The following is a 23,678-nucleotide window of genomic DNA, read 5'->3' as shown; positions in this document are numbered from 1 at the left end:
GTCGCGGCGTTTTGCCATTTAAACCACCGACGCCCCGACGGCGGTGCAGACATCATTTATTAAGGAGCGCATTCATGGCTGTTGGTCTTGGTCCTTTGCCAACGTTGCACCCGGTTGCCGGTTTTGAACTCGGTATCGCCTCGGCCGGCATCAAGCGCCCGGGGCGCAAGGATGTCGTGGTCATGCGCTGTGCCGAAGGTTCCACAGTGGCGGGCGTGTTCACCCTGAACGCCTTTTGCGCCGCTCCCGTGATCCTGGCCAAACAACGCGTGCAAGGCCCGGTACGTTACCTGCTGACCAACACCGGCAATGCCAACGCCGGTACCGGCGAACCAGGCCTTGCTGCCGCCGAACGCACTTGCGCCAAGCTGGCTGAGCTGACTGGCGTCGATGCAAGCCTGGTGCTGCCGTACTCCACCGGTGTGATCGGCGAGCCGCTGCCGGTCGAAAAAATCGAAGGCGCGCTGCAAGCCGCCCTTGACGACCTGTCGGTCGATAACTGGGAAGCCGCCGCTACCGGCATCATGACCACCGACACCCTGCCCAAGGGTGCCAGCCGCCAGTTCCAGCATGACGGCGTGACCATCACCGTCACCGGTATCAGCAAAGGCGCGGGCATGATCCGCCCGAATATGGCGACCATGCTCGGTTACATCGCCACCGACGCTAAAGTTTCCCGCGAGGTGCTGCAAAACCTGCTGTTGGACGGCGCCAACAAGTCGTTCAACCGCATCACCATCGACGGCGACACCTCGACCAATGACTGCTGCATGCTGATCGCCACCGGTCAGGCAGCACTGCCGGAAATCACCGAAGCCAGCGGTCCGCTGTTCGCTTTGCTGAAACAAGCGGTGTTCGAAGTCTGCATGGACGTGGCCCAGGCCATCGTGCGCGACGGCGAAGGCGCGACCAAGTTCGTCACCGTGGAAGTCAACGGCGGCGGCAATCACCAGGAGTGCCTGGACGTCGGTTACACCGTGGCCCATTCGCCGCTGATCAAGACCGCGCTGTTCGCCTCCGACCCGAACTGGGGTCGCATTCTGGCCGCCGTGGGCCGTGCCGGCGTACCGAACCTGGACGTGAGCAAGATCGACGTATTCCTCGGTGACGTGTGCATCGCCAGCCGTGGCGCTCGCTCCGCTACCTACACCGAAGCCCAGGGCGCGGCAGTGATGCAACAGGAAGAAATCACCATCCGTATCGAGCTGGGTCGCGGCGATTGCAGCGAAACCATCTGGACCACTGACCTGTCCCACGAATACGTGAAGATCAACGCCGAGTACCGTACGTAAATCAGGTCCGGACCGAGTCGCGCCCTTCGCGAGCAAGCCCGCTCCCACATTTGATTGCATTTCTTGCGGAAGAACTCGATTAACTGTGGGAGCGGGCTTGCTCGCGAAGGCGGCCGACCAGACACCAAAGATTCTGGTCCATCCCCCTATCAAAAGGTCCCGAACATGAGCCTCCACCTGATCATCGGCGACAAACTGCATTCCTCCTGGTCCCTGCGCGCCGCCCTGGCCCTTGATCTGACCGGCGCGTCCTACACCGAAGAACTGATCAAGCTGAACCAGCCGGACACTCGCGAGCGCGTGCTCAAGCATTCGCCGACCGGGAAAGTCCCGCTGCTGAAAACCGAACACGGCACCATCGCCGATTCCCTGGCGATTGCCGAATACCTGGCCGAACAATTCCCCGGCGCCGGGCTCTGGCCCAAAGACACTGCCGCCCGTGCCCAGGCGCGTTCGGCGTGCGCGCAGATGCACAGCGGTTTCTTCGCCATGCGCAGCAATATGCCGTTCGACCTGAGCCACGATGCGCCACTGTCGCCGACCCCGCCTGAGGTTCAGGCTGAAATCGAGCGCATGCTGGCGTTATGGGCTGAATGTCGCGCCGCCGCGACTGAAACCGGCCCGTTCCTGTTTGGCGGTGCGACCCTGGCCGATGCGTTTTTTGCACCGATCGCCGTACGCCTGCGCACCTATCAGGTAAAACTGCCCGAAGCCGATGCGGCCTATGTCGAAACCATCTACCAATGGCCAGCCTTCAAGGCCTGGCAGAAGGCGGGTCTGGAGGAAATAGAGCGGTGAAACGAGTCCATGTAGCAGCCGCGGTTATCCGCGATAGCAACGGCAAAATTCTCATTGCCCGCCGTGCCGACACCCAGCATCAGGGCGGTTTGTGGGAGTTCCCCGGTGGCAAGGTCGAGGATGACGAGTCCGTCGAGACGGCCCTGGCTCGCGAGCTTCACGAAGAGCTGGGTATCGTGGTCAATACCGCGCGACCGATGATCAAAGTCCGCCACGACTACCCGGACAAGCAGGTGTTGCTGGATGTCTGGGAAGTCTCGGCATTTACCGGCGAACCCCATGGCGCCGAAGGTCAGCCTTTGGCCTGGGTGACCGCGCGGGAACTGGTGGACTACGAGTTTCCGGCCGCCAACCAGCCGATCGTCGCCGCTGCACGCTTGCCCGGCGACTACCTGATTACCCCGGAGGGTCTGGAAACCCCGGCCTTGCTGCGCGGTATTCAGAAAGCCATCGCTGGCGGCATCAAGCTGATTCAGTTGCGCGCGCCCAACGGTTACGACCCGCAATACCGCGATCTGGCGGTGGATGCGGCGGGGCTGTGTGCCGGCAAGGCGCAGTTGATGATCAAGGGGCCGTTTGAATGGCTGGGGGACTTCCCGTCCGCCGGTTGGCACATCACGTCGGCGCAGTTGCGCAAATACGCGGCGGCCGGGCGTCCGCTACCAGCGTCACGCTGGTTGGCAGCGTCTTGCCACAACGCTGAAGAACTGGCGTTGGCTGAGCAAATGGGCGTGGACTTTGTGACCCTGTCGCCGGTGCAGCCGACGCAGACTCACCCGGATGCGCTGCCATTGGGTTGGGAGCAGGCGTCTACCCTGATCGAGGGTTTCAGCAAACCGGTGTTTTTGCTCGGCGGGGTGGGCCCGGCAGAGCGGCAAAAAGCTTGGGAAGCGGGAGCGCAGGGTGTGGCGGGGATTCGGGCGTTTTGGCCTGAGGCTTGATTTTGCGTTGAGGCTACTGGCCTCTTCGCGAGCAAGCCCGCTCCCACATTCGATCGCATTTCTTCTGGAAGAACTCGGTCAACTGTGGGAGCGGGCTTGCTCGCGAAGGCTGCTTGTCAGACGAAAAACATCTTCCTGATTAAACCCCGAGTTTCGTTGCCGCTTGCCACAATATCTCGGCAACCCCCTGACGCTTGGCAATCAACCTAGCCGCCACAAACAACAAATCCGACAACCGATTGATATACGCCAGGCCAACCCCGGCTAATGGCTCGATCGCATTCAACTGCTGACAGCGCCGCTCGGCACTGCGGGCCAGGCAGCGGCATACGTGAGCCTGGGCGATCAGCGCGGAACCGCCGGGCAGAATGAAATTCTCCAGCGGGCCCAACTCTTCATTCCACACATCGATCGCCGCTTCCAGGCGCTCGACTTCTGCCGTGTTCAGTGCCTGATACACCGGCATCGCCAGTTCGCCACCCAGGTCGAACAACCGATGCTGGCAGGGCGCCAACACCTCGATCACTTCGTTCAACCCCGGATACGTATCACTTTGCGCCGCCAACCCGGCCAACAGCACACCCACCTGGCTGTTCAGCGTATCGACTTCGCCAATGGCCTCGATGCGCGGATGGTCCTTGGGCACACGGCGGCCATCGCCGAGCCCGGTTTCGCCTTTGTCGCCAGTGCGGGTGTAAATCTTCGACAAGCGAAAGCCCATGGTTACCTCGACAGCTGATTGAGTTCTTGAGAGACCACCGGAGTGCCCGATAACGGCAGGCGCAAGGTGAAACAGGTACCTTGGCCCGGCGTCGATTGCACTTCCATCTGGCCCTTGTGGTTGTTGGTGATGATGAAGTACGAGACCGAGAGCCCAAGGCCGGTGCCCTGACCGATTTCCTTGGTGGTGAAGAACGGCTCGAACGTGCGTTTGCGCACGTTCTCGCTCATGCCGATGCCGTTGTCTTCGACCTGAATTTCCGCCCATGGCGGGTTCAGTTTTGTACGCAGAATAATCCGCCCCGGTTCGCGGTCGTCGGTACGCTGGTGAATGGCTTGTGCGGCGTTTTTCAGCAGGTTGAGCAGCACCTGTTCCAGTTCGTTGGCGGTGCCGGGCACCGGCCCCAGTGCCGGATCGAACTGACGAATGATCGCCTGCCCCTTGAAGTCGAAGCCGATGGCCAGGTCGAAGTCGTTGCCGGCAATTTCCACCGCTTGATCGATCAACGCCGGCAAATCGCAGGGAGCCATCTGCCGGGTACTGCGGCGGCTGAAGCTGAGCATGTGCGTCACGATTTTTGCCGCCCGGGCGCCAGCCTGTTGAATGCCATCGAGTAACTGCGGCACTTCGCGAGCTTTCAAGTACTGGTTGACCGTTTCCAGCTCGATGCCCAGTTGCTCGGCCTGTTCGAGGTTCTTCGGCAGATCGGGTGACAGGCGCCGACGAATGTTCTGCACGTTGTGCAGGATCGCGCCCAACGGATTATTAATCTCGTGAGCCATGCCGGCGGCGAGGCCGCCGACCGAGAGCATTTTTTCCGACTGCACCATCATTTCTTCCAGGGACAGACGCTGGGTGATGTCGTCGATCCGGATCACCACGCCGCGCCCGGCACCGCCCATCAACGGGTAGAACGTCAGGGCGTAGTGCCGGGGCTCTTCGTCCTTGAGCCAGGTCACGCGTTCGATTTTCGCCACGGTGTGCTGCTCGACGGTTTGCCTGAGCTGCGGAAGGAATGGCTTGAGCGGTTCGAAGGCGAGGAAGATCGGCTGGTTCAAGGCTTCGTCCAGGCGTGTGCCGGACAGGGCGCTGGCTTCCTGATTCCACTGGGTTACGTAGAGCTGCTCGTCGAGGGCGATCAGTGCCGACGGCATGGAGTCGATGATGCTGTTGAGGTAGTTCTGGAAACCGGTGAGTTTCTTTTCGATCTTGCTGCGCACCTGAACTTCCAGTTCCAGCTTGCGGTTGGTGTGACGGGTTTCTTCGGCCAGCCCCTGAGCCTGGTCGTAAGCGGCCTGGGAATCGTCGCGGGCGCGCTTGAGCTGCTGCTCCCGAGCCTCGATGCGCGAGAGCATGGTGTTGAACGCTTCGGCGAGGCTGCCGATTTCGTCGTGGTTGCCGCGAGAGGCGCGCAGGGCGTAGTTCTCTTCCCGGGTCACTTGCCGGGACAACTCTTCGAGCTGATGAATCGGCCGGGTAATAAGGCGTTTGATCTGCCGGGCGATCACCAGCCACAACAGCACGCTGAAGATCAGAATCCCCAGGCTGGCGGTCAGGGTCCCGGTATAGAACGCCATCGGCAATTCGCTGCTGGCTACCAGCAGCAAGTGCCCCGGCGCGGTACCGGGGCGGGGCAGGGTGATCACTTGGTTGCTGCGAAACTCCATGGCTTGCCAGGCTTCCAGATGCCGGAAATGCTCCGGTAGAAGGAGCTCGTCTCCCTGCTGCAGCTGCGCCAGAAGCACACCTTTACCGTCATAGAGCGCGGCCGCACGCAACGGTGTATAGCTGTTGAGTTCGTTGAGCAGGCGCTCGGCGGTTTGTGGCGACTTCAAGGCGTCGGAGATCAGGCTTGGGTTGGACACCAGTCGGCCGATGGTCTGCAAGGCCTGAGGAGCCATGCTTTCCTGGGAAATGTAATAGGCGGCGCTGATAAAGGTCAGGTTGGCGACCAGCAAAACGGTGGTCAACAGCACCAGCAGGGCGGCCAGCAATTTCTGGCCGACTGGAAGGTTTTCGAGGCGCTGGCGCAGTGGCATCAGGTTCATCGCTAAAAAGGAACAAGTGGCCAGCGTAGCCGCTGCTCAGTCGCTGGGCAATCCAAGGCTGCGCAGATGAGCAATCAGGCGCTCCTGCAATTGACTGAGGTGGGGCAGGTTCAACTGATGCCGCAACGCGACCTTGCAGGCATGGCCCAACAGGTAGCTGATTTCTGTGCGGCGCTGACTCGCGACGTCCTGGTACATCGATGAGAAATTGGCCGCGGTGGCCTGGATCACTCGTTCGACTTCCTCCCGGAGGTTTTGCGCCGCTGCCGGTTGGCCGCAGCGCTCAAGCAGCTCGGTGAGCTCGGCGCACAGGGTGGCGACTTCGCAATGATGTTGCTGCAAACCGCCGTTGCGGCATTCGTGCAGCACGGTCAGCGGGTTGATCGCACAATTGAGCGCCAGTTTTCTCCACAGCCTTGTGAGGATGTCGGTGCTCCACTCATGAGGAATACCGGCGGCGCTCAAGTCCTCCAGCCAGATCGGCGCTACCGGATGGCCCGCATCCCCCAGCCAGGTGTAGCCGTGACCGGCGAACACCACACGCCAGTCGCCATCGCGAAACGCGCCTTCGGTGCTGGAGGCGAAGATGCAGCGCGCCTGAGGCACCTGCGCGGCAACCGCGTCCTGACTGCCAAGGCCGTTCTGTAACAGGATCAGTTCGGCGTCGGAAGTCAGGCGATGGGCAAGCCGGGCCACGGCTTTCTCGGCGTCGTAGGCTTTGCAGGCCACTAGCAGACGGCTGATGGGCCCGTCGCTGTCGGATGTTTCGCCGGGCACCGGATACAGCTGCGCTTTGCCATGTTCGACCAGCGTCAAACCGCCAGCCGTCCGATAGGCCTGTAAGCGTGTCGCGTCCCGCACGATCAGCCTGACCGGCACGTCAGCCCGCGCCAGACGTGTGGCCCAAAGGGTGCCCAGGCTGCCGGCGCCCAGAATATGCCAAGGCGTGGACATCAGCTTTTTGCTCGGTTTGACGCTGGCATGTGAGGCTCGCAGTATCGGTTGGAAAAGACCCGTTATAATGAGCCCGATTTTAACCGCAAGCCAAGCGCGCTCCATCGTTATCGAGCGTGCCTTTTTATTGGAGAGATTACATGCCGTCGTTCGACGTGGTATCCGAACTGGACAAACACGAAGTCACCAACGCGGTCGAGAACGCCGTCAAGGAACTCGATCGTCGCTATGACCTGAAAGGCAAAGGCACCTTCGAATTCAAGGAAAAGGACCTGACCGTCAACCTGACCGCGGAAGCCGATTTCCAGCTCGAAGCGATGATCGAGATCCTCAAGCTGGCCCTGGTCAAGCGCAAGATCGATGTGCAGTGCCTTGAAGTCAAGGATGCCTACGCGTCGGGCAAGTTGATGAAGCAGGAAGCGGTCCTCAAGGAAGGCATCGACAAAGAGCTGGCGAAGAAAATCGTCGCTCACGTCAAAGACGCCAAGCTCAAGGTCCAGGCCGCCATTCAGGGCGAGCAAGTGCGCATCACCGGCAAGAAGCGTGACGATTTGCAGGAAGCGATTGCAGCCCTGCGCGCCAAGACGTTCGACATGCCGCTGCAGTTCAACAACTTCCGCGACTGACTTTTCAAGCGGGAACCTGTGGGAGCGGGCTTGCTCGCGAAGAGGGCGTATCAGTCAACATCACTGTTGAATGACACACCGCTTTCGCGAGCAAGTCGAATCGTCGCACCGCCGCTCCCGCATCGATTGTGCTTAACCCGGCGGGTCTTTCTGCCGCTCATTTTTTGCGTGCCGGGTAGCCGGAAATCAGGAGAAAAAAGATGGATTTGAATACTGAAGTGGACAACCTGGTCAAGGCATCCCAAGCCTGGATTCCGATGATCATGGAATACGGAAGTCGCGTACTGCTGGCGGTGATTACCCTGGCCGTCGGTTGGTGGCTGATCAACAAAGTCACGCAAAAACTCGGCGGCCTGCTGGCGTTGCGTAATGCCGACCTGGCGCTGCAAGGTTTCATCAGCAGCCTGGCGAACATCATTCTCAAGGTTCTGCTGATCGTCAGCGTAGCGTCGATGATCGGCGTGGAAACCACCTCGTTCGTCGCAGCGATCGGTGCTGCTGGCCTGGCGATCGGTCTGGCGTTGCAGGGCAGCCTGGCGAACTTCGCCGGCGGCGTGCTGATTCTGTTGTTCCGCCCGTTCCGCATCGGTGACTGGATCGAAGCTCAAGGTGTTGCGGGTACTGTTGATAGCATCCAGATCTTCCACACTGTGCTGCGTACCGGTGATAACAAAACCATCATCGTGCCTAACGGCAATCTGTCGAACGGCATCATCACCAACACCAACCGTCAGCCGACGCGCAAGGTCGTGTTTGACGTCGGTGTGGCTTACGAGGCGGACTTGCAAAAGGCCCGTGAAGTGTTACTGGAACTGGCCAAGGACCCGCGAGTATTGGTTGATCCGGCACCCGAAGCGGTAATTTCCATGCTGGGTGACAGTTCGATCACTGTTTCCCTGCGGGTGTGGGTGAAGACCGCTGACTACTGGAATGTGATGTTCATGTTTAACGAGCAATCGCGCGATCGGTTGAAGACTGCCGGTATTGATATTCCATTTCCGCAGCGGGTTATTCGAGTGATGCAGGAATCGGCAACGGTGTAATGATTGGTCTTCGATACATGTTTGACCTTTCGGTCAGGCTTGCTCTGGTAGAGTCTGATCTGTTGAACACAATGCTGTAACCAATAAAAAAGGCCCATCCTAAGATGGGCCTTTTTTGATTATTGCGAACTAACGAGCCGCAATTACAAGATCGACAGCGGGTAGTCAACGATCAGACGGAACTCTTTGATATCGCCTTCACCTTGGTCGCCATTAGCGAAGTGCCATGCTTGACGAACGCGGAAGGAGAGGTCTTTTGCCGGGCCGTTCTGTACAACGTACTTGGCCTCGAAGTTGGTTTCGTTGTGCTTGCCGTCTTCGCCGTACATACCAGCGTAAGCGCTGCCTGCTGGAGTGTTGGTGCCGTCGATGTCCCAACCTTTTACGTAACGGGTCATGAAGCTCAGACCAGGAACGCCGTATTCAGCCATTTTCAGGTCGTAACGGATTTGTGCCGATTTCTCGTTAGGACCGTTGAAGTCGGAGTACTGGATGGAGTTGGCGAGGAAGATCGAGTCGCCGCCGCGGTTGTTCTTGCCCACACCGATATAGTCGAACGGGGTATCGCCGTTAACTTTCTGGAAGGCCAAGGTAATGGTGTGTGCTTTCAGGAACGAGAGCGCAGTAGCCAGGGAGAACGTGGTGTTGCTGACGTCGCCGACTTTAGCGTCGCCGGTATCGGTGGTGCGGTAGATGTTGAAGTCAGTGTTAAGCGACGTGTCACCACTGATTGGAGTGGTGAGGTTCACGTTGGCGTAGTACTGGTTCCAAATGTCTTCCAGTTTTGCGCCATACAGCGATGCGGACAGGTTGTCAGTGATGCCATACTTGCCGCCGAAATAGTCGATCTTGTTGGCTTCTTCGCCAGCACCGAAGTTCGCATAGTTTGCAAACAGGCCGCCGTCACGGGCGTTTTTGTCCTGGCTGCTCCCCGAGTAGAAGTGACCGGCTTCGAGGTCAAGGTCTTTGATCTCGCTGCTCTGCAGTTGGAAACCGGTGGCAGTTTGCGGCAGGATACGGGAACCACCAACAGCGAACACTGGCGAAGTGCTTGGCTGCATGTCACCGAATTTCAGCTCGGTTTTGGATACGCGGAATTTAATGGATCCGCCGGCTTTGCCCTGGCTGTCGTTGACTTCGCGATGACCGCTGGCATTTGGGGTGTCGCTACGGCTCATGTTGCCGGTACCACCGGTGCCATCGCCACCGTCCAGCTTGATTGCCAGGTAACCATACGCATCAACGCCGACACCTACAGTACCTTGGGTGTAACCGGAACTGAAGTTGCCCCAGATGCCCTGAGTCCAGTCTTTCTGGTCTCTGCTGCCATCTTTGTTGTCACGGTTGAAGTAATAGTTGCGAAGCAGCAAGTCGAACTTGGCGTCTTCAACAAAACCTTTGGCTTCAGCCTGGTCACTTACGAAAGGTGCGGCCGTAGCCATTTGGGTACTGGCTGCTGCTGCAACTGCCAGTGCGATCATGCTCCACTTCATCACGCGCATCGTGATTTGCTCCTTTGGTTTTTAGAAGAGTACTGCCGTCCCGCCTGTTTTATTATCCGGGCGGCTCTTTCTTTTTGTGTCGGCGCAAACTTATATCACGCCGACCATGTTGGCGATACTTGCGTATCTAACCTTTCAGCTTCTTTACGACCCTGTCGCAAATGGCTCGGTAGATGTCGCAAATTCACAATCCCGACGCAATCGGACTGACAACGTCAACGTTGTTTTCCTTGGCTTGAGCGTCGGTAAAAAAGAGTCCCTTGTCCTGCACTTGAATCTCCATCGGGCAACCCTGCCGCTGTTTTTATTGGCCTTAAGGCTTCCACTTCCAGCGGAGCGCTTATAGACGATACGGGTGTGAATGCAACAAGCGTGCACAAATCGGAATTCTGTTGCTGTTTTTTTCCAAAGGCCTGCCTGTTGCTGTAAAAACCTCATAAAACCGGGGGGTTCAAGCTCGTTGTACCTGAGCTTGACGCCATGCTTCGCATCGTGTTTACCACATCGATCCAGTGGGGGCGACAACCAAAAACGTTACCGGTTCACCCCGCCAGTGAGTAGTTAGCGGATGCTGACGCACTGAGCGTAGACGCGTTGTGCGGTTTTGGTGCAAAAAATTTCAATTGCTGTACCGAATTCACACAGTGTCGCTTTGTCGTGGATTCGAACGGCCCGTCGTTTATCGGTCATTTCGGCATTTTTTGTGCGGCGGCTGGTTCTGTCATGGTGCATACCGGATCAAAATGGCTCATGTCGGGGCGCCCGTAGGGCGCAGCAGGTGGCAGTTCGTCGTGAAGCGTGTGGCGTTCGCAGGTATGCTGCCGTCCTGTCGCTTGGTGCGCCGTCTTTCGCAATGGGGCGCTAAGCTGAAAAAAGATCACCAGAGGGGAGTGTGCGCTGTGTTCGCTTTAGATCCACGACTTCAACAAGACACGTTGCCTATCGGCGATTTCCCGCTCTGTCGGTTGCTGTTGTCCAATGATTCGAACTACCCGTGGTTCATCCTCGTGCCCCGCCGCGAGGATATCAGTGAGATATTTCAATTAGATGTCGCAGATCAACAGCAGCTGTGGCAGGAAACCACCGCACTGGCGGAAATGCTCAAGGACTCGTTCGATGCGGACAAGTTGAACGTCGCGGCCCTGGGTAATGTCGTCAGCCAGTTGCACATGCATGTGATTGTGCGCAAGCGTGAGGACGCCGCCTGGCCAGCTCCGGTCTGGGGCAAGCAGCCGGCCAAACCCTACAGTCCAGAGCAGATCGCGACGATTCGCGAACGGCTGCGTCTGGTGTTGACCGATGACTTCACGTTTCTGGAGGGTTGAATCATGAGCCTGGAAGAACGCGTTACCGATCTGGAAAGCCAGTTGGCGTTTCAGGATGACACCATCCAGGCATTGAGTGATGTGCTGGCGACGCAGCAACGCGCAGTGGAGCGCCTGCAACTGCAAATGGTTGCGTTGCTCAAGCGGCAGGAGGAAATGGTTGGTCAGTTCGAATCCTTCGAAGAAGAGGCGCCGCCGCCGCATTACTGAGCCACATTAGTGAGCTCATTAGTGAAGGGCAGGCCATAAAAAAACCGCGAACAGCCAAGGCCGTTCGCGGTTTTTTTTAGCCTTGGAATCAGCGACGCGGCAGGGCGGCGATCACATCTTCGGCTTGCAGGCCTTTGTCACGGTTCATGACAGAGAACTCCACGCGCTGGCCTTCGACCAGAACACGATGGCCTTCACCGCGAATTGCCCGGAAGTGCACGAAAATATCATCGCCGGAATCACGGGAAATAAAGCCGAAGCCTTTGGAGGTGTTGAACCATTTAACGGTGCCAGTATCGCGGTTGCTCATGTCATAGCTTGGCGAGGCGGCGGCCGGTGAAGATTTGTAGAAGCTGACGGCCAGGTGCAAAAGAATGGCGATCAGGGCAACGACCAGACTGAACAGAACGGCAGGTTGACCGGCGATGACAGGCATCGGGGCGAACAATGTCAGTGTTTGCAGTACCACAGCCAGAACCAGCAAGGCGCTGACCAGGTTTTGCAGTTGATGACGTGGGCCTTTGTTCCAGTAAGGGATAACAGGTGCAAGGGTGAGGTTGAGCAGGCCGAAAAAGGCCAGGTACAGCGCATCGGGTTGTTGCAGGTAAGGTAGCGCTTCGGATCGCAGGCTAGGGATGAAGGACAGCAGCAGGGCTGCTGCGCCCATTAGCAGGTGGACGATTTTCAACATTTTGATTAACTCACGTTAAGACGGATCACAAGGAAGAGCTGATGGAGCACGGTTCGCTTCAGAACAATAAGAGGCGTTGGACACGTACCCGGTATCAGCCTATGCGCAACCCCCGGAAAATAGGCGGTAGCGACACACTGCCTATTTAACAGCAAAGCCCGCAGCTACTCAAATCAGGCGGTCCAGCGGTGCTTTCCACTGGCCGGTGTGCGAGTGACGCTTGCTGATCGTTGTTCGCGCGCAGTGTTCCTCGGATCTTTTGCCTCTTCATTGAGTGATGTTGCGTCAGTACTTGTGGGAAAACGTCTGGCCTAGGACGTGCTCCATGATCTCCCCTCCGTTGTTGGCTTATCCTACGTTGATGGTCATAAAGTCATCTGGATATGCCTGTGCGCCTGCGCTTTTATAAGGAAACGGAATATGACTCTTATAAGCAGCAAGGATGGCAAAGGAGTGTCAACGCTATGGTTTATCAAGACAGGCGAAGCGAGGGGAGGGTCGGTCCACTCAAGGATGTAAGGATTGATTCATTTGTCAGCGAATTCGATATGGGCCTGGCCCAGCCATCATCCCGGTCAGTGCGTTTGAATGGCTTTGCGACCTGTTTGCGGCTGGAGCAGGTCTATTGGGATATTTTGGGTGATATGGCCAAGGTCAATTGCTGCTCGGTCAGTGCGCTGTTGTCCCACGTGGATCGCGAAGTGCATTTGCGTCATGGCGGAGTGAAGAACTTCACCGGGCTGGTGCGGGTTGTCTGCGTTGTGCACAGCCTGAAGGAGGGAAGTTGCCTCGTCATGGCTTAGCAATTGGCGGTTGATCGGGTCGAGTGTCGGTCTGTGCAGTCTTACGGCTGCACAGGCTGCATTTAATGGATATAATCCCGCCCTTTGCCGCAAAGCCCAGCATGCGCGGTAGCAATCTGATCGCCGAGACAACCCCCATGCCGATGTACGACTATCAATGTGCTTCCTGTGGTCATCAGTTGGAAGCCATTCAAAAGATCAGCGCAGCACCGCTGGTCGACTGCCCTGCCTGCCAGGCGCCAGAGCTTAAAAAGATGCTGTCCATGCCGGGCTTCCGCCTCAGCGGCACCGGCTGGTACGAAACCGACTTCAAGACCGGTTCCAAGAAAAATCTGGCCGGTGGCGACAAAGCTGACTAGGGTCTAGCGCCCCGGCTGAATGACACGCGCGAGCTCTTGCATCATCTGGCACCTTATTCAAGTGTGGGGGTGCGGCAAGACCTCCAACCGAATTTCGAATTACGAGAAGCGAAACCACTACCATGATGCGCAGCCATTATTGCGGCCAACTGAACGAAAGCCTGGAAGGCCAGGAAATTACCCTTTGCGGATGGGTCCACCGTCGTCGTGACCACGGTGGGGTGATTTTCCTCGATATCCGTGATCGTGACGGTCTGGCCCAGGTGGTGTTCGACCCGGACCGCGCTGAATCCTTCGCCGCCGCCGATCGCGTGCGCAGCGAATACGTGGTCAAGATCACCGGCAAGGTGCGCCTGCGTCCGGCCGGTGCCACCAACGCCAACATGGCGTCGGGCATGATCGAAGTGCTGGGCTACGAGCTGGAAGTATTGAACGAAGCGGAAACCCCGCCGTTCCCGCTGAACGAGTTCTCCGACGTCGGTGAAGAAACCCGCCTGCGTTATCGCTTCCTCGACCTGCGTCGCCCGGAAATGCTCGAGAAGCTGCGTCTGCGTTCGCGCATGACCACCAGCATCCGTCGCTTCCTGGACGAGAACGGCTTCCTCGATGTCGAGACGCCGATTCTGACCCGCGCCACGCCAGAAGGCGCTCGCGACTACCTGGTGCCGAGCCGTACTCACGCCGGTAGCTTCTTCGCCTTGCCGCAATCGCCACAGCTGTTCAAGCAGCTGCTGATGGTCGCCGGCTTCGACCGTTACTATCAGATCGCCAAGTGCTTCCGCGACGAAGATCTGCGCGCCGACCGTCAGCCGGAATTCACCCAGATCGACATCGAGACCAGCTTCCTCGATGAAAAAGAGATCATGGGCATCACCGAACAAATGATCCGCAACCTGTTCAAGGAAGTGCTGGACCTGGAGTTCGGCGACTTCCCGCACATGACCTTCGAAGAGGCCATGCGTCGTTACGGTTCCGACAAGCCGGACCTGCGTAACCCGCTGGAACTGGTCGACGTTGCCGATCAACTGAAAGAAGTCGACTTCAAGGTGTTCAGCGGCCCTGCCAACGACCCGAAATGCCGCGTTGCCGCTCTGCGCGTTCCAGGCGCGGCAAGCATGCCGCGCAGCAAGATCGACGACTACACCAAGTTCGTCGGCATCTACGGTGCCAAGGGCCTGGCGTACATCAAGGTCAACGAGCGCGCCAAAGGCGTTGAAGGTCTGCAGTCGCCAATCGTCAAGAACATTCCTGAGGCTAACCTGAACGTGATCCTCGATCGCGTCGGTGCAGTTGATGGCGATATCGTGTTCTTCGGCGCTGATAAATCGAAGATCGTCAGCGAAGCCTTGGGCGCGCTGCGGATCAAGGTTGGTCACGATCTGAACCTGCTGACCTGCGAGTGGGCACCGATGTGGGTTGTCGACTTCCCGATGTTCGAAGAGAACGACGACGGCAGCTTCACCGCGTTGCACCACCCGTTCACCGCGCCGAAGTGCACGCCGCAAGAACTGGAAGCCAACCCGGCAACCGCGCTGTCCCGTGCCTACGACATGGTCCTGAACGGCACCGAACTGGGTGGCGGTTCGATCCGTATCCACCGCAAGGAAATGCAACAGTCGGTGTTCCGTCTGCTGGGTATCAGCGAAGCGGAACAGGAAGAGAAGTTCGGCTTCCTGCTCGACGCCCTGAAATACGGCGCGCCGCCGCACGGTGGTCTGGCCTTCGGTCTGGACCGTCTGGTGATGCTGATGACCGGCGCCCAGTCGATCCGTGAAGTGATTGCCTTCCCGAAAACCCAGAGCGCTGCCTGCGTCATGACTCAGGCGCCGGGGCTGGTGGATGCCAAGGCATTGCGCGAACTGCACATTCGTCTGCGCGAAACGCCGAAAGCTGAGTAAGGCTGACCAGAAGGGCGCATCTTCGGATGCGCCCTTTCTTTATAGAATGGTCGAGATTTTTATTTGCTGGCTGGCGCATCATGGCGTGGCGGGCAATGTTTCAAAGAGAATTCGGAGCGAGTTATGGCGGGTCATTCCAAGTGGGCGAACATCAAGCACCGCAAAGAACGTCAGGATGCCAAGAAGGGCAAGATTTTCACCAAGTGGATTCGTGAACTGACGGTTGCTGCTCGTCAGGGCGGCGGTGATCCAGGCTCCAATCCGCGCTTGCGTCTGGCGCTGGATAAAGCGCTGGGTGCGAACATGAGCCGCGACATCATCGACCGCGCAGTGGCCCGCGGCGCTGGCGCCGCCGATACCGACGACATGGTCGAGCTGACCTACGAAGGTTACGGTCCGGGCGGTGTAGCGGTGATGGTCGAATGCATGACCGACAACCGCAACCGTACTGCAGCGGCTGTTCGCCATGCGTTCAGCAAGTGCGGCGGCAACCTCGGCACCGACGGTTCGGTGGCCTACCTGTTCGAGCGCAAGGGGCAGATTTCCTTCGCGCCAGGCGTGGATGAGGATGCGCTGATGGAAGCGGCCATGGAGGCTGACGCCGATGATGTGGTGACCCACGAAGACGGTTCAATCGACGTGTTCACCTCGTTCGCCGGCTTCTATTCCGTGCGCAACGCTTTGGAGGCTGCAGGCTTCAAGGGCGATGACGCGGAAATCGTCATGCTGCCGACCACCAGTGCCGAACTGGACCTGGAAGGCGCCGAGAAGGTTCTGAAGCTGATCGATATGCTCGAAGACCTGGATGACGTGCAAAACGTGTATTCCAACGCGGACATTCCAGAGTCGGTCGCCGCACAGCTCGGATAAGGGCGACTAAGATTCAGTGTGGGAGCTGGCTTGCCTGCGATGGCGGCGTGTCAGGCTACATCATTGTTTGATGTGCCTACGCCATCGCAGGCAAGCCAGCTCCCACATTTGTTATTCGCTGTATTGAATATCGTGCTCTTACCTAACCCGCAGGCGTTATGACTTTAATTCTTGGTATCGACCCCGGTTCGCGTATCACCGGTTATGGCGTGGTACGTGATACCGGGCGTGGCTGCGTGTACGTGGCATCGGGGTGCATTCGCACGGGCTCCGGCGAGTTGCACGAGCGCCTGCAAATCGTCTATCGGGGCGTGCGTGAAGTGATCCAGACCTACGGCCCGGTGACCATGGGCATCGAAAAGGTCTTCATGGCGCGCAATGCCGACTCCGCCCTCAAACTCGGCCAGGCCCGCGGCGCTGCCATCGTAGCCGGTGCCGAGGAAAGCCTGGAAATCGCCGAATACACCGCGACCCAGGTCAAACAAGCGGTGACCGGCACCGGCGGGGCGAACAAGGAACAAGTGCAAATGATGGTCATGCACATGCTGAAATTGACCAGCAAGCCGCAAATCGATGCCTCGGATGCCCTGGCCATCGCGATTTGCCACGCTCACACCCGTTCCAGCCTGTTGCCTCATGGTCTGGGCACAGCACGCAGTCGTGGCGGGCGCCTGCGTCTCTGATAGCATCAGCAATCATTTTTTATGGAATGAGGGTTTTGCGCCTGTGTTGTCGGCGCAAAACCCTTGTTCTGTCAGTCGCCAGCACTGATCTGGCCAAGGCTCAAGGATCTGAAACGTGATTGGACGCTTGCGCGGCACTTTGGCTGAGAAACAGCCGCCGCACCTGATTCTGGATGTAAACGGTCTGGGGTATGAGCTGGAAGTCCCCATGACCACGCTTTATCGCTTGCCGTCGGTCGGTGAACCACTGACCTTGCACACCCATTTGGTCGTACGCGAAGACGCGCAGTTACTCTATGGCTTCTTTGGCAAGCGCGAGCGAGACTTTTTTCGCGAGCTGATCCGTCTCAATGGTGTGGGGCCGAAACTGGCGCTGGCCTTGATGTCGAGCCTGGAGGTCGACGAGCTGGTTCGTTGCGTGCAGTCCCAGGACACTTCGGCCCTGACCAAGGTGCCGGGCGTGGGCAAGAAAACGGCCGAGCGTTTGCTGGTGGAACTCAAGGATCGCTTCAAGGCGTGGGAAACCGTGCCGGCGATGTTCGCGTTGGTGCCAAACCAGCCGGGTGGGCCAGATGCGCCAGCTCCGGTTGCCACCGCCGAAAATGACGCGGTCAGCGCGCTGATTTCCCTGGGCTACAAGCCGCAGGAGGCCAGCAAGGCGATTTCCGCGATCAAGGAGAAAGGTTTGAGCAGTGAAGACATGATTCGTCGTGCCCTGAAGGGAATGATCTAAGTGATTGAAGCTGATCGTCTGATCGCCGCCACGGGTGGTCCCCGTGACCGCGAGGAAGTCCAGGACCGGGCGATTCGTCCCGTCAGCCTGGCCGAATACATTGGCCAGCCGACCGTTCGCGAACAAATGGAGTTGTTTATCCAGGCCGCGCGTGGGCGCAATGAATCCCTGGACCACACACTGATTTTCGGCCCGCCGGGACTGGGTAAAACCACCCTGGCCAACATCATTGCCCAGGAAATGGGCGTGTCGATCAAAAGCACCTCGGGGCCGGTTCTTGAGCGTCCGGGTGATTTGGCAGCGTTGCTGACCAACCTTGAACCCCATGACGTGCTGTTCATCGACGAGATTCATCGGTTGTCGCCGATCGTCGAAGAAGTGCTGTACCCGGCGATGGAGGATTTCCAGCTCGACATCATGATCGGCGAAGGGCCGGCCGCGCGCTCGATCAAACTCGATCTGCCGCCGTTCACCCTGGTCGGCGCAACCACACGGGCCGGCATGCTGACCAACCCGTTGCGCGACCGTTTCGGGATCGTTCAGCGTCTGGAGTTCTACAACACCGCCGACCTGGCAACGATTGTCAGCCGTTCGGCGAACATTCTCGGTTTGCCGCTGGACCCGGAAGGCGCCTTCGAAATCGCCCGCCGTGCCCGTGGCACGCCGCGGATCGCCAACCGCTTACTGCGCCGAGTGAGGGATTTCGCCGAGGTTCGCGCCAAAGGCCACATCACCAAGCCGATCGCCGACCTGGCGCTGAACCTGCTGGATGTCGACGAGCGTGGCTTCGATCACCAGGATCGACGCCTGCTGTTGACCATGATCGAGAAGTTCGACGGTGGGCCGGTGGGGGTGGACAGTCTGGCGGCGGCGATCAGCGAAGAGCGTCACACCATTGAAGACGTGCTGGAGCCGTATTTGATCCAGCAGGGCTATATCATGCGCACTCCGCGGGGGCGGGTGGTCACTCGACATGCGTACCTGCACTTCGGTTTAAACATCCCGTCACGATTAGGCGAGATGCCCGTGGTAGACGAGTTCCTCGATGCCGTGGACGATTAGTAATCTTTGCGCGCTGATTTATTCGGGGTTTGTGCTGTCCCAGGACCGTACTTTCACCAGAAAGCCGCGAATCAATGAAAAACAGTTGCCTGGCCGGATTGGCAACCTGAGGAGTAAGCACTAGAGTATGCGCGCGCAAAACGGGCTTGAGCCGTTCGCACATCGTTGTCGCGTTTATTACGAGGACACCGATGCGGGCGGCATCGTGTATTACGTCAATTACCTCAAGTTTATGGAACGGGCTCGAACCGAGCGGCTCCGGGAGCTGGGCTTTGCCCAGTCGGCGCTGGCAGGGGAGGACCTGTTGTTTGTCGTGCATTCCAGCGAAGCGCGTTACCACGCGCCGGCGCGACTGGACGACGAACTGCTGGTAAGCGCTGAAGTAATTGAATTGAACCGGGTCAGCCTGCGCTTCAAACAGCAGGTCAGGCGGGCTACGGATAATGTGCTGCTCTGCGAAGGGCAGTTTCTGGTGGCCTGTGTGCGCACCAACAGTTTGAAACCCCGGGCCATTCCCGAAGCTCTACGTGCGGCCTTTGCCGACGTGAGCGGCGCGGGTACACACTCAAAGCAGGAGATAAAGCGTGGAAGCTAACGTCGTCGACCATTCCTCCATGTGGAGCCTGGTCAGCAATGCCAGTATCGTGGTGCAACTGGTAATGCTGATCCTGGTAGCCGCATCGGTGACCTCATGGATCATGATCTTTCAGCGCAGCAACTTGCTGCGCGCCGGTCGACGTGCCCTGGAGAGCTTTGAAGAGCGCTTCTGGTCCGGTATCGACCTGTCCAAACTCTACCGTCAGGCCGGTAGCAACCCTGATCCGGATTCGGGTGTGGAGCAAATCTTCCGTGCCGGTTTCAAGGAATTCTCCCGTCTGCGTCAGCAGTCAGGCGTTGACCCGGAAGCGGTCATGGAAGGCGTGGCCCGTGCCATGCGCGTGGCCATCTCCCGCGAGGAAGAAAAACTCGAGCAGAGCCTGCCGTTTCTCGCCACCGTCGGTTCCGTCAGCCCCTACATCGGTCTGTTCGGTACGGTCTGGGGCATCATGAACTCCTTCCGTGGCCTGGCCACTGCCCAGCAAGCGACCCTGGCCACCGTGGCTCCGGGTATCGCCGAAGCACTGATTGCTACCGCGATTGGCTTGTTCGCCGCCATCCCGGCCGTAATCGCCTACAACCGTTTTGCTGCTCGCAGCGAAACCCTGCTGGGCCGTTACTACACCTTCGCCGATGAATTCCAGGCGATCCTGCACCGCAAAGTGCACACCAGCGAAGAATAAGCAGGTAATTTCCAATGGCTTTAATCGCTCGAGCTCGCAAAAAGCGCAAGCCGGTTGCCGAGATGAACGTGGTGCCTTACATCGACGTGATGCTGGTGCTGCTGGTCATCTTCATGGTGACCGCTCCGATGCTCAATCAGGGCGTGAAAGTTGATCTGCCCAAGGTTTCCAGCGAAGCCTTGCCGCAGGACAACAACACTCAGGTCCTGACCATTTCGATCAAGTCTGACAAGACCTACTACTGGAACCTTGGCAGCGAAGTCGACACCGATAAGCAGCAGGACAAGGCCATGACCTTGCCGCAAATGACCGACGCGGTGACCAAGATCATTCGCGCCGGTACTGAAGGCGGCAAGCGTACCCAGGTATTCATTCGCGGCGACAAGACTGTCGATTACGGCTCAGTCATGGGCGCGATGGGCGGGTTGCAGAAAGCCGGGGTCGGTAATGTTGGCTTGATTACCGAGGCACCCTGATGCAGCAAATGCGAGAGCCGTCCGCCTCGGAAAGCTACTTCTGGCCTAGTGTCTGGGCGATTGTCTTGCACGTGCTGGTGTTCGGCATGCTGTTCGTCAGTTTCGCCTTCACACCGGAGCTGCCGCCGGCCAAGCCGATCGTCCAGGCGACCCTGTACCAGTTGAAATCGAAAAGTCGGGCGACCACCCAGACCAATCAGAAGATTGCGGGTGAAGCGCAGAAATCTGCTGCGCGCCAGACCGAAGTCGAACAGATGGAACAGAAAAAGATCGAACAGGAAGCGATCAAGGCCGCGGAACAAAAGAAGGAAGATGCGGCTCAAAAAGCCGAAGAATCCAAGAAGGCCGACGAGACGAAGAAAGCGGAAGAGGCAAAAAAGGCTGATGAAGCCAAGAAAGCCGATGAAGCCAAGAAGACCGCCGAAGCCAAAAAGGCCGAAGAAAAACAATTGGCTGATATAGCCAAGAAGAAATCTGAAGAAGAAGCCAAGAAAGCTGCTGAAGAAGAGGCCAAGAAAGCGGCCGCTGAAGAAGCGAAGAAAAAGATCGTCGAAGACGCGAAGAAGAAAGCCGCCGAAGACGCCAAGAAGAAATCTGAAGCTGAAGAGGCGAAGAAGAAAGTCGCCGAAGACGCGAAGAAGAAAGCTGCTGCCGATGCCGCGAAGAAAAAATCGCAGGAAGCGGCACGTAAATCCGTCGATGAGAAAAAGGCTCAGGCCCTGGCAGATTTGCTTTCCGACACGCCGCAGCGTCAGCAGGCCTTGGCCGATGAGCAGGGTGACGAAGTCGCCGGCAACTTCGATGACCTGATTCGCTCGCGTGCTTCTGAAGGTTGGGCGCAGCCACCGTCGGCCCGCAAGGGCATGAAAGTGATCCTGCAAATCAACATGCTGCCTGACGGAACGATCTCCGGCGTATCGGTTGCCCGTTCCAGTGGTGATGTGCCGTTCGACAGTTCAGCGGTAGCGGCAGTAAAAAATATTGGTCGATTGACCGAAATGCAGGGGCTGAAGCCAGCTGATTTCGCACCCTATCGTTCATTCAAGATGACATTCACACCTGAGGATCTAGCCTTGTGAGAAACCTTCTTCGAGGACTGCTTGTAGTCATGTTCTGCTTTGCAGGACTGGCCACGGCAGATGAAAAAAATATCCTGGTCAGCAGTGGTAGCTCCCAGGCAACTCCAATTGCCGTAGTGCCATTCGGTTTCCAGGGTGGCACCGTGCTGCCGGATGACATGGCCGAAATCATCGGTAACGACCTGCGTAACTCGGGTTACTACGCACCGATTCCAAAGCAGAACATGATCAGCCAGCCAAGCCAGGCCAGCGAAATCATTTTCCGTGACTGGAAGGCTGTTGGCGCCCAGTACATTATGGTTGGCAGTATCGTTCCAGCGGGCGGTCGCCTGCAGGTTCAATACGCACTGTTCAACGTCGCCACCGAGCAGCAAGTGCTGACCGGCAGCGTGTCGGGCAGCGTCGATCAACTGCGTGACATGGCGCATTACATCTCCGACCAGTCGTTCGAGAAACTCACCGGTATCAAAGGTGCGTTCTCGACTCGTCTGCTGTACGTGACGGCCGAGCGGTTCTCCGAGAAGAACACTCGCTACACGTTGCAACGTTCGGACTATGACGGTGCCCGTGCCGTGACACTGCTGCAATCGCGCGAGCCGATCCTGTCGCCGCGTTTTGCACCGGATGGCAAGCGTATTGCCTACGTGTCGTTCGAGCAGAAGCGTCCGCGCATTTTCATGCAGAACATCGACACCGGTCGCCGTGAGCAGATCACCAACTTCGAAGGCCTGAATGGTGCGCCAGCCTGGTCGCCGGATGGTCAGCGTCTGGCATTCGTACTGTCGAAAGACGGTAACCCGGACATCTATGTGATGAACCTGGGTTCGCGTCAGATCAGTCGCGTCACCAACGGTCAGGGCATCAACACCGAACCGTTCTGGGGTAAGGATGGTTCGACCATCTACTTCACCTCCGACCGTGGCGGCAAGCCACAGATCTACAAAACCAGTGCAGGCGGTGGTGGTGCGGAGCGTGTGACCTTCATCGGTAACTACAACGCCAACCCTAAACTGTCGGCCGATGAAAAGACCCTGGTGATGATCCATCGCCAGGAAGGCTTCACCAATTTCAAGGTGGCGGCCCAGGATTTGCAGCGCGGTAGTGTAAAGATCCTCACTGATAGCACTCTGGACGAGTCGCCTACTGTTGCGCCCAACGGCACCATGGTAATCTACGCCACCCGCCAGCAGGGCCGGGGAGTCTTGATGCTCGTGTCCATTAATGGACGCGTGAGGCTCCCGCTTCCTACCGCACAAGGCGAAGTCAGAGAACCGTCCTGGTCCCCTTACCTGAACTGACGCGGCGCTACACGTTGTACTTAACACACTGGGGTTCATTAGGAGTTTCACGATGGAAATGCTGAAGTTTGGTAAATTTGCTGCGCTGGCTCTGGCCATGGCTGTAGCTGTAGGTTGCTCGTCCAAAGGCGGCGACAACGCCGGTGAAGGCGCTGTTGATCCAAACGCTGGTTACGGCGCTAACACTGGTGCTGTTGACGGCTCCCTGAGCGAAGAAGCTGCTCTGCGCGCAATCACCACCTTCTACTTCGAATACGACAGCTCGGACCTGAAGCCAGAAGCCATGCGCGCTCTGGACGTTCACGCCAAAGACCTGAAAGCAAACGGCGCTCGCGTTGTTCTGGAAGGCAACACCGACGAACGTGGTACTCGTGAGTACAACATGGCACTGGGCGAGCGTCGTGCGAAAGCCGTTCAGCGTTACCTGGTACTGCAAGGTGTTTCCCCAGCTCAGCTGGAACTGGTTTCCTACGGCGAAGAGCGTCCAGTTGCTACCGGCAACGACGAGCAGTCCTGGGCTCAAAACCGTCGCGTCGAACTGCGTAAGTAATTCGTCATGCGAACGTGCCGTCGTGCTGTAACTGTTTTGGCTCTCAGCCTCGCACCGCTCGCGGTGTGGGCTGCGGTTCCTGTGGTCGAGGACAACTCCGGCTATAACAATAGCGGGAGTAGTTATCCGCCTGCGGGTTACGGTACGAACGGCGCCTATGCCGGGGGAGGGGTTTCGGCCCCTGTCTCGGCACAGGGCGAGCTGTTCAACCAACTGCAATCGATGCAGGAGCAGATCTCACGCCAACAGGGTGTGATCGAAGTTCTGCAAAATGATGTGGCGCGCATGAAGCAAGAGAACCTGGAGCGATATCAGGATCTTGATCGGCGCATAGGAACCGGCGTTGCACCAGCCGCGACTCCTGATAATTCTTCCACCGGTGGCAACTTGAATGCCCCCGGTGCAGCAGCCGGCGCAGGTGCGGGAGCGGCAGGCG

The 23,678-nt window shown here is 58.2% G+C and carries 26 protein-coding genes; 21 read left to right on the top strand and 5 right to left on the bottom strand.

All coding sequences use genetic code 11. The features are described 5' to 3' along the window. Window positions 1-74 precede the first annotated feature (74 nt). The 3 genes from argJ (at window position 75) to PMI36_RS13485 (ending at window position 3,031) form a co-directional block, all read left to right on the top strand. Window positions 75-1,292 (top strand): bifunctional glutamate N-acetyltransferase/amino-acid acetyltransferase ArgJ, encoded by a 1,218-nt coding sequence (gene argJ / locus PMI36_RS13475; RefSeq protein WP_008072440.1) that lies wholly within the window; start codon window positions 75-77, stop codon window positions 1,290-1,292. Between the two features lie 165 nt (window positions 1,293-1,457). Then, a complete protein-coding gene (locus tag PMI36_RS13480; protein WP_008072439.1) occupies window positions 1,458-2,090 on the top strand; it encodes a glutathione S-transferase family protein in 633 nt (210 codons plus the stop codon). Beyond that, window positions 2,087-3,031, top strand: coding sequence for a Nudix family hydrolase (locus PMI36_RS13485; protein WP_008072438.1), 945 nt, complete (start codon window positions 2,087-2,089; stop codon window positions 3,029-3,031). The genes PMI36_RS13480 and PMI36_RS13485 overlap by 4 nt, the downstream gene beginning before the upstream one ends. A 139-nt stretch (window positions 3,032-3,170) precedes the next feature. Here PMI36_RS13485 and PMI36_RS13490 read toward each other — a convergent pair whose 3' ends face one another. Genes PMI36_RS13490 through PMI36_RS13500 form a run of 3 tightly spaced genes read right to left on the bottom strand, consistent with a single transcriptional unit; the run spans window position 3,171 to window position 6,754 of the window. Continuing rightward, on the bottom strand, window positions 3,171-3,752 hold the full coding sequence (locus tag PMI36_RS13490) for a cob(I)yrinic acid a,c-diamide adenosyltransferase (RefSeq protein WP_008072437.1): 582 nt from the start codon (window positions 3,750-3,752) through the stop codon (window positions 3,171-3,173). Between the two features lie 2 nt (window positions 3,753-3,754). After that, the gene (locus PMI36_RS13495) at window positions 3,755-5,791 is read right to left on the bottom strand and encodes a sensor histidine kinase (RefSeq protein ID WP_032830488.1); all 2,037 of its coding nucleotides are present in this window, start codon (window positions 5,789-5,791) and stop codon (window positions 3,755-3,757) included. Between the two features lie 45 nt (window positions 5,792-5,836). Further along, window positions 5,837-6,754: a putative 2-dehydropantoate 2-reductase gene (locus tag PMI36_RS13500; RefSeq protein WP_008072435.1), complete on the bottom strand. Its 918-nt coding sequence runs from the start codon at window positions 6,752-6,754 to the stop codon at window positions 5,837-5,839. Between the two features lie 140 nt (window positions 6,755-6,894). On the opposite strand from PMI36_RS13500, the gene PMI36_RS13505 reads away from it, so the two are divergent. Continuing rightward, window positions 6,895-7,380, top strand: a complete 486-nt coding sequence (locus PMI36_RS13505) for a YajQ family cyclic di-GMP-binding protein (RefSeq protein WP_007906601.1) — start codon at window positions 6,895-6,897, stop codon at window positions 7,378-7,380. A gap of 200 nt (window positions 7,381-7,580) precedes the next feature. Continuing rightward, window positions 7,581-8,423: a mechanosensitive ion channel family protein gene (locus PMI36_RS13510; protein WP_008072434.1), complete on the top strand. Its 843-nt coding sequence runs from the start codon at window positions 7,581-7,583 to the stop codon at window positions 8,421-8,423. A gap of 143 nt (window positions 8,424-8,566) precedes the next feature. On the opposite strand, the gene PMI36_RS13515 is transcribed toward PMI36_RS13510, so the two are convergent. Beyond that, window positions 8,567-9,925: an OprD family porin gene (locus PMI36_RS13515; protein ID WP_008072433.1), complete on the bottom strand. Its 1,359-nt coding sequence runs from the start codon at window positions 9,923-9,925 to the stop codon at window positions 8,567-8,569. A gap of 899 nt (window positions 9,926-10,824) precedes the next feature. Here PMI36_RS13515 and PMI36_RS0129665 point away from each other — a divergent pair. Beyond that, window positions 10,825-11,250: an HIT family protein gene (locus tag PMI36_RS0129665; protein ID WP_032830486.1), complete on the top strand. Its 426-nt coding sequence runs from the start codon at window positions 10,825-10,827 to the stop codon at window positions 11,248-11,250. 3 nt (window positions 11,251-11,253) lie between these two features. Next, the gene (locus PMI36_RS13520; RefSeq protein WP_008072430.1) at window positions 11,254-11,460 is read left to right on the top strand and encodes a SlyX family protein; all 207 of its coding nucleotides are present in this window, start codon (window positions 11,254-11,256) and stop codon (window positions 11,458-11,460) included. A gap of 88 nt (window positions 11,461-11,548) precedes the next feature. Here the strand turns inward: PMI36_RS13520 and PMI36_RS32255 are convergent, their stop codons facing one another. Further along, window positions 11,549-12,151 carry a cold-shock protein gene (locus tag PMI36_RS32255; RefSeq protein WP_007897045.1) on the bottom strand — a complete coding sequence of 201 codons (603 nt, stop codon included), beginning with the start codon at window positions 12,149-12,151 and terminating at the stop codon, window positions 11,549-11,551. Between the two features lie 464 nt (window positions 12,152-12,615). Here PMI36_RS32255 and PMI36_RS13530 point away from each other — a divergent pair, with 464 nt between their 5' ends. The 14 genes from PMI36_RS13530 to PMI36_RS30690 form a co-directional block, all read left to right on the top strand. Next, complete coding sequence (locus tag PMI36_RS13530) at window positions 12,616-12,954, top strand: ribbon-helix-helix domain-containing protein (protein ID WP_008072429.1); 339 nt, start codon at window positions 12,616-12,618, stop codon at window positions 12,952-12,954. A gap of 137 nt (window positions 12,955-13,091) precedes the next feature. Continuing rightward, window positions 13,092-13,313 carry an FmdB family zinc ribbon protein gene (locus tag PMI36_RS0129660; protein WP_010457489.1) on the top strand — a complete coding sequence of 74 codons (222 nt, stop codon included), beginning with the start codon at window positions 13,092-13,094 and terminating at the stop codon, window positions 13,311-13,313. A gap of 122 nt (window positions 13,314-13,435) precedes the next feature. Continuing rightward, on the top strand, window positions 13,436-15,211 hold the full coding sequence (gene aspS / locus PMI36_RS13535; RefSeq protein ID WP_008072428.1) for an aspartate--tRNA ligase: 1,776 nt from the start codon (window positions 13,436-13,438) through the stop codon (window positions 15,209-15,211). 123 nt (window positions 15,212-15,334) lie between these two features. Further along, entirely contained in the window at window positions 15,335-16,081 is a 747-nt protein-coding gene (locus PMI36_RS13540; RefSeq protein ID WP_008072427.1) for a YebC/PmpR family DNA-binding transcriptional regulator, read from the top strand. Between the two features lie 158 nt (window positions 16,082-16,239). Then, window positions 16,240-16,764, top strand: a complete 525-nt coding sequence (ruvC, locus tag PMI36_RS13545; protein WP_007897036.1) for a crossover junction endodeoxyribonuclease RuvC — start codon at window positions 16,240-16,242, stop codon at window positions 16,762-16,764. 115 nt (window positions 16,765-16,879) lie between these two features. After that, complete coding sequence (ruvA, locus tag PMI36_RS13550) at window positions 16,880-17,497, top strand: Holliday junction branch migration protein RuvA (protein ID WP_007897033.1); 618 nt, start codon at window positions 16,880-16,882, stop codon at window positions 17,495-17,497. Then, the gene (gene ruvB / locus PMI36_RS13555) at window positions 17,498-18,559 is read left to right on the top strand and encodes a Holliday junction branch migration DNA helicase RuvB (protein WP_008006678.1); all 1,062 of its coding nucleotides are present in this window, start codon (window positions 17,498-17,500) and stop codon (window positions 18,557-18,559) included. A gap of 127 nt (window positions 18,560-18,686) precedes the next feature. Continuing rightward, window positions 18,687-19,154: a tol-pal system-associated acyl-CoA thioesterase gene (gene ybgC, locus PMI36_RS13560; protein ID WP_007933231.1), complete on the top strand. Its 468-nt coding sequence runs from the start codon at window positions 18,687-18,689 to the stop codon at window positions 19,152-19,154. Next, window positions 19,144-19,839, top strand: coding sequence for a protein TolQ (gene tolQ, locus PMI36_RS13565; protein WP_007897030.1), 696 nt, complete (start codon window positions 19,144-19,146; stop codon window positions 19,837-19,839). The genes ybgC and tolQ overlap by 11 nt, the downstream gene beginning before the upstream one ends. Before the next feature lie 23 nt (window positions 19,840-19,862). Further along, window positions 19,863-20,315, top strand: a complete 453-nt coding sequence (tolR, locus tag PMI36_RS13570) for a protein TolR (protein WP_162130599.1) — start codon at window positions 19,863-19,865, stop codon at window positions 20,313-20,315. After that, the gene (gene tolA, locus PMI36_RS13575; protein ID WP_008072426.1) at window positions 20,315-21,394 is read left to right on the top strand and encodes a cell envelope integrity protein TolA; all 1,080 of its coding nucleotides are present in this window, start codon (window positions 20,315-20,317) and stop codon (window positions 21,392-21,394) included. The genes tolR and tolA overlap by 1 nt, the downstream gene beginning before the upstream one ends. A gap of 29 nt (window positions 21,395-21,423) precedes the next feature. After that, on the top strand, window positions 21,424-22,692 hold the full coding sequence (gene tolB, locus PMI36_RS13580) for a Tol-Pal system beta propeller repeat protein TolB (protein WP_008072425.1): 1,269 nt from the start codon (window positions 21,424-21,426) through the stop codon (window positions 22,690-22,692). Between the two features lie 52 nt (window positions 22,693-22,744). Further along, window positions 22,745-23,242, top strand: coding sequence for a peptidoglycan-associated lipoprotein Pal (gene pal, locus PMI36_RS13585; protein ID WP_003178634.1), 498 nt, complete (start codon window positions 22,745-22,747; stop codon window positions 23,240-23,242). A gap of 6 nt (window positions 23,243-23,248) precedes the next feature. Beyond that, a partial coding sequence (locus tag PMI36_RS30690; RefSeq protein WP_008072424.1) for a YbgF trimerization domain-containing protein occupies window positions 23,249-23,678 on the top strand: 430 nt, incomplete at its 3' end.

It is taken from the genome of Pseudomonas sp. GM79, assembly GCF_000282495.1.
Lineage (GTDB): Bacteria > Pseudomonadota > Gammaproteobacteria > Pseudomonadales > Pseudomonadaceae > Aquipseudomonas.
This window is presented reverse-complemented; position numbering and strand designations above follow the sequence as displayed.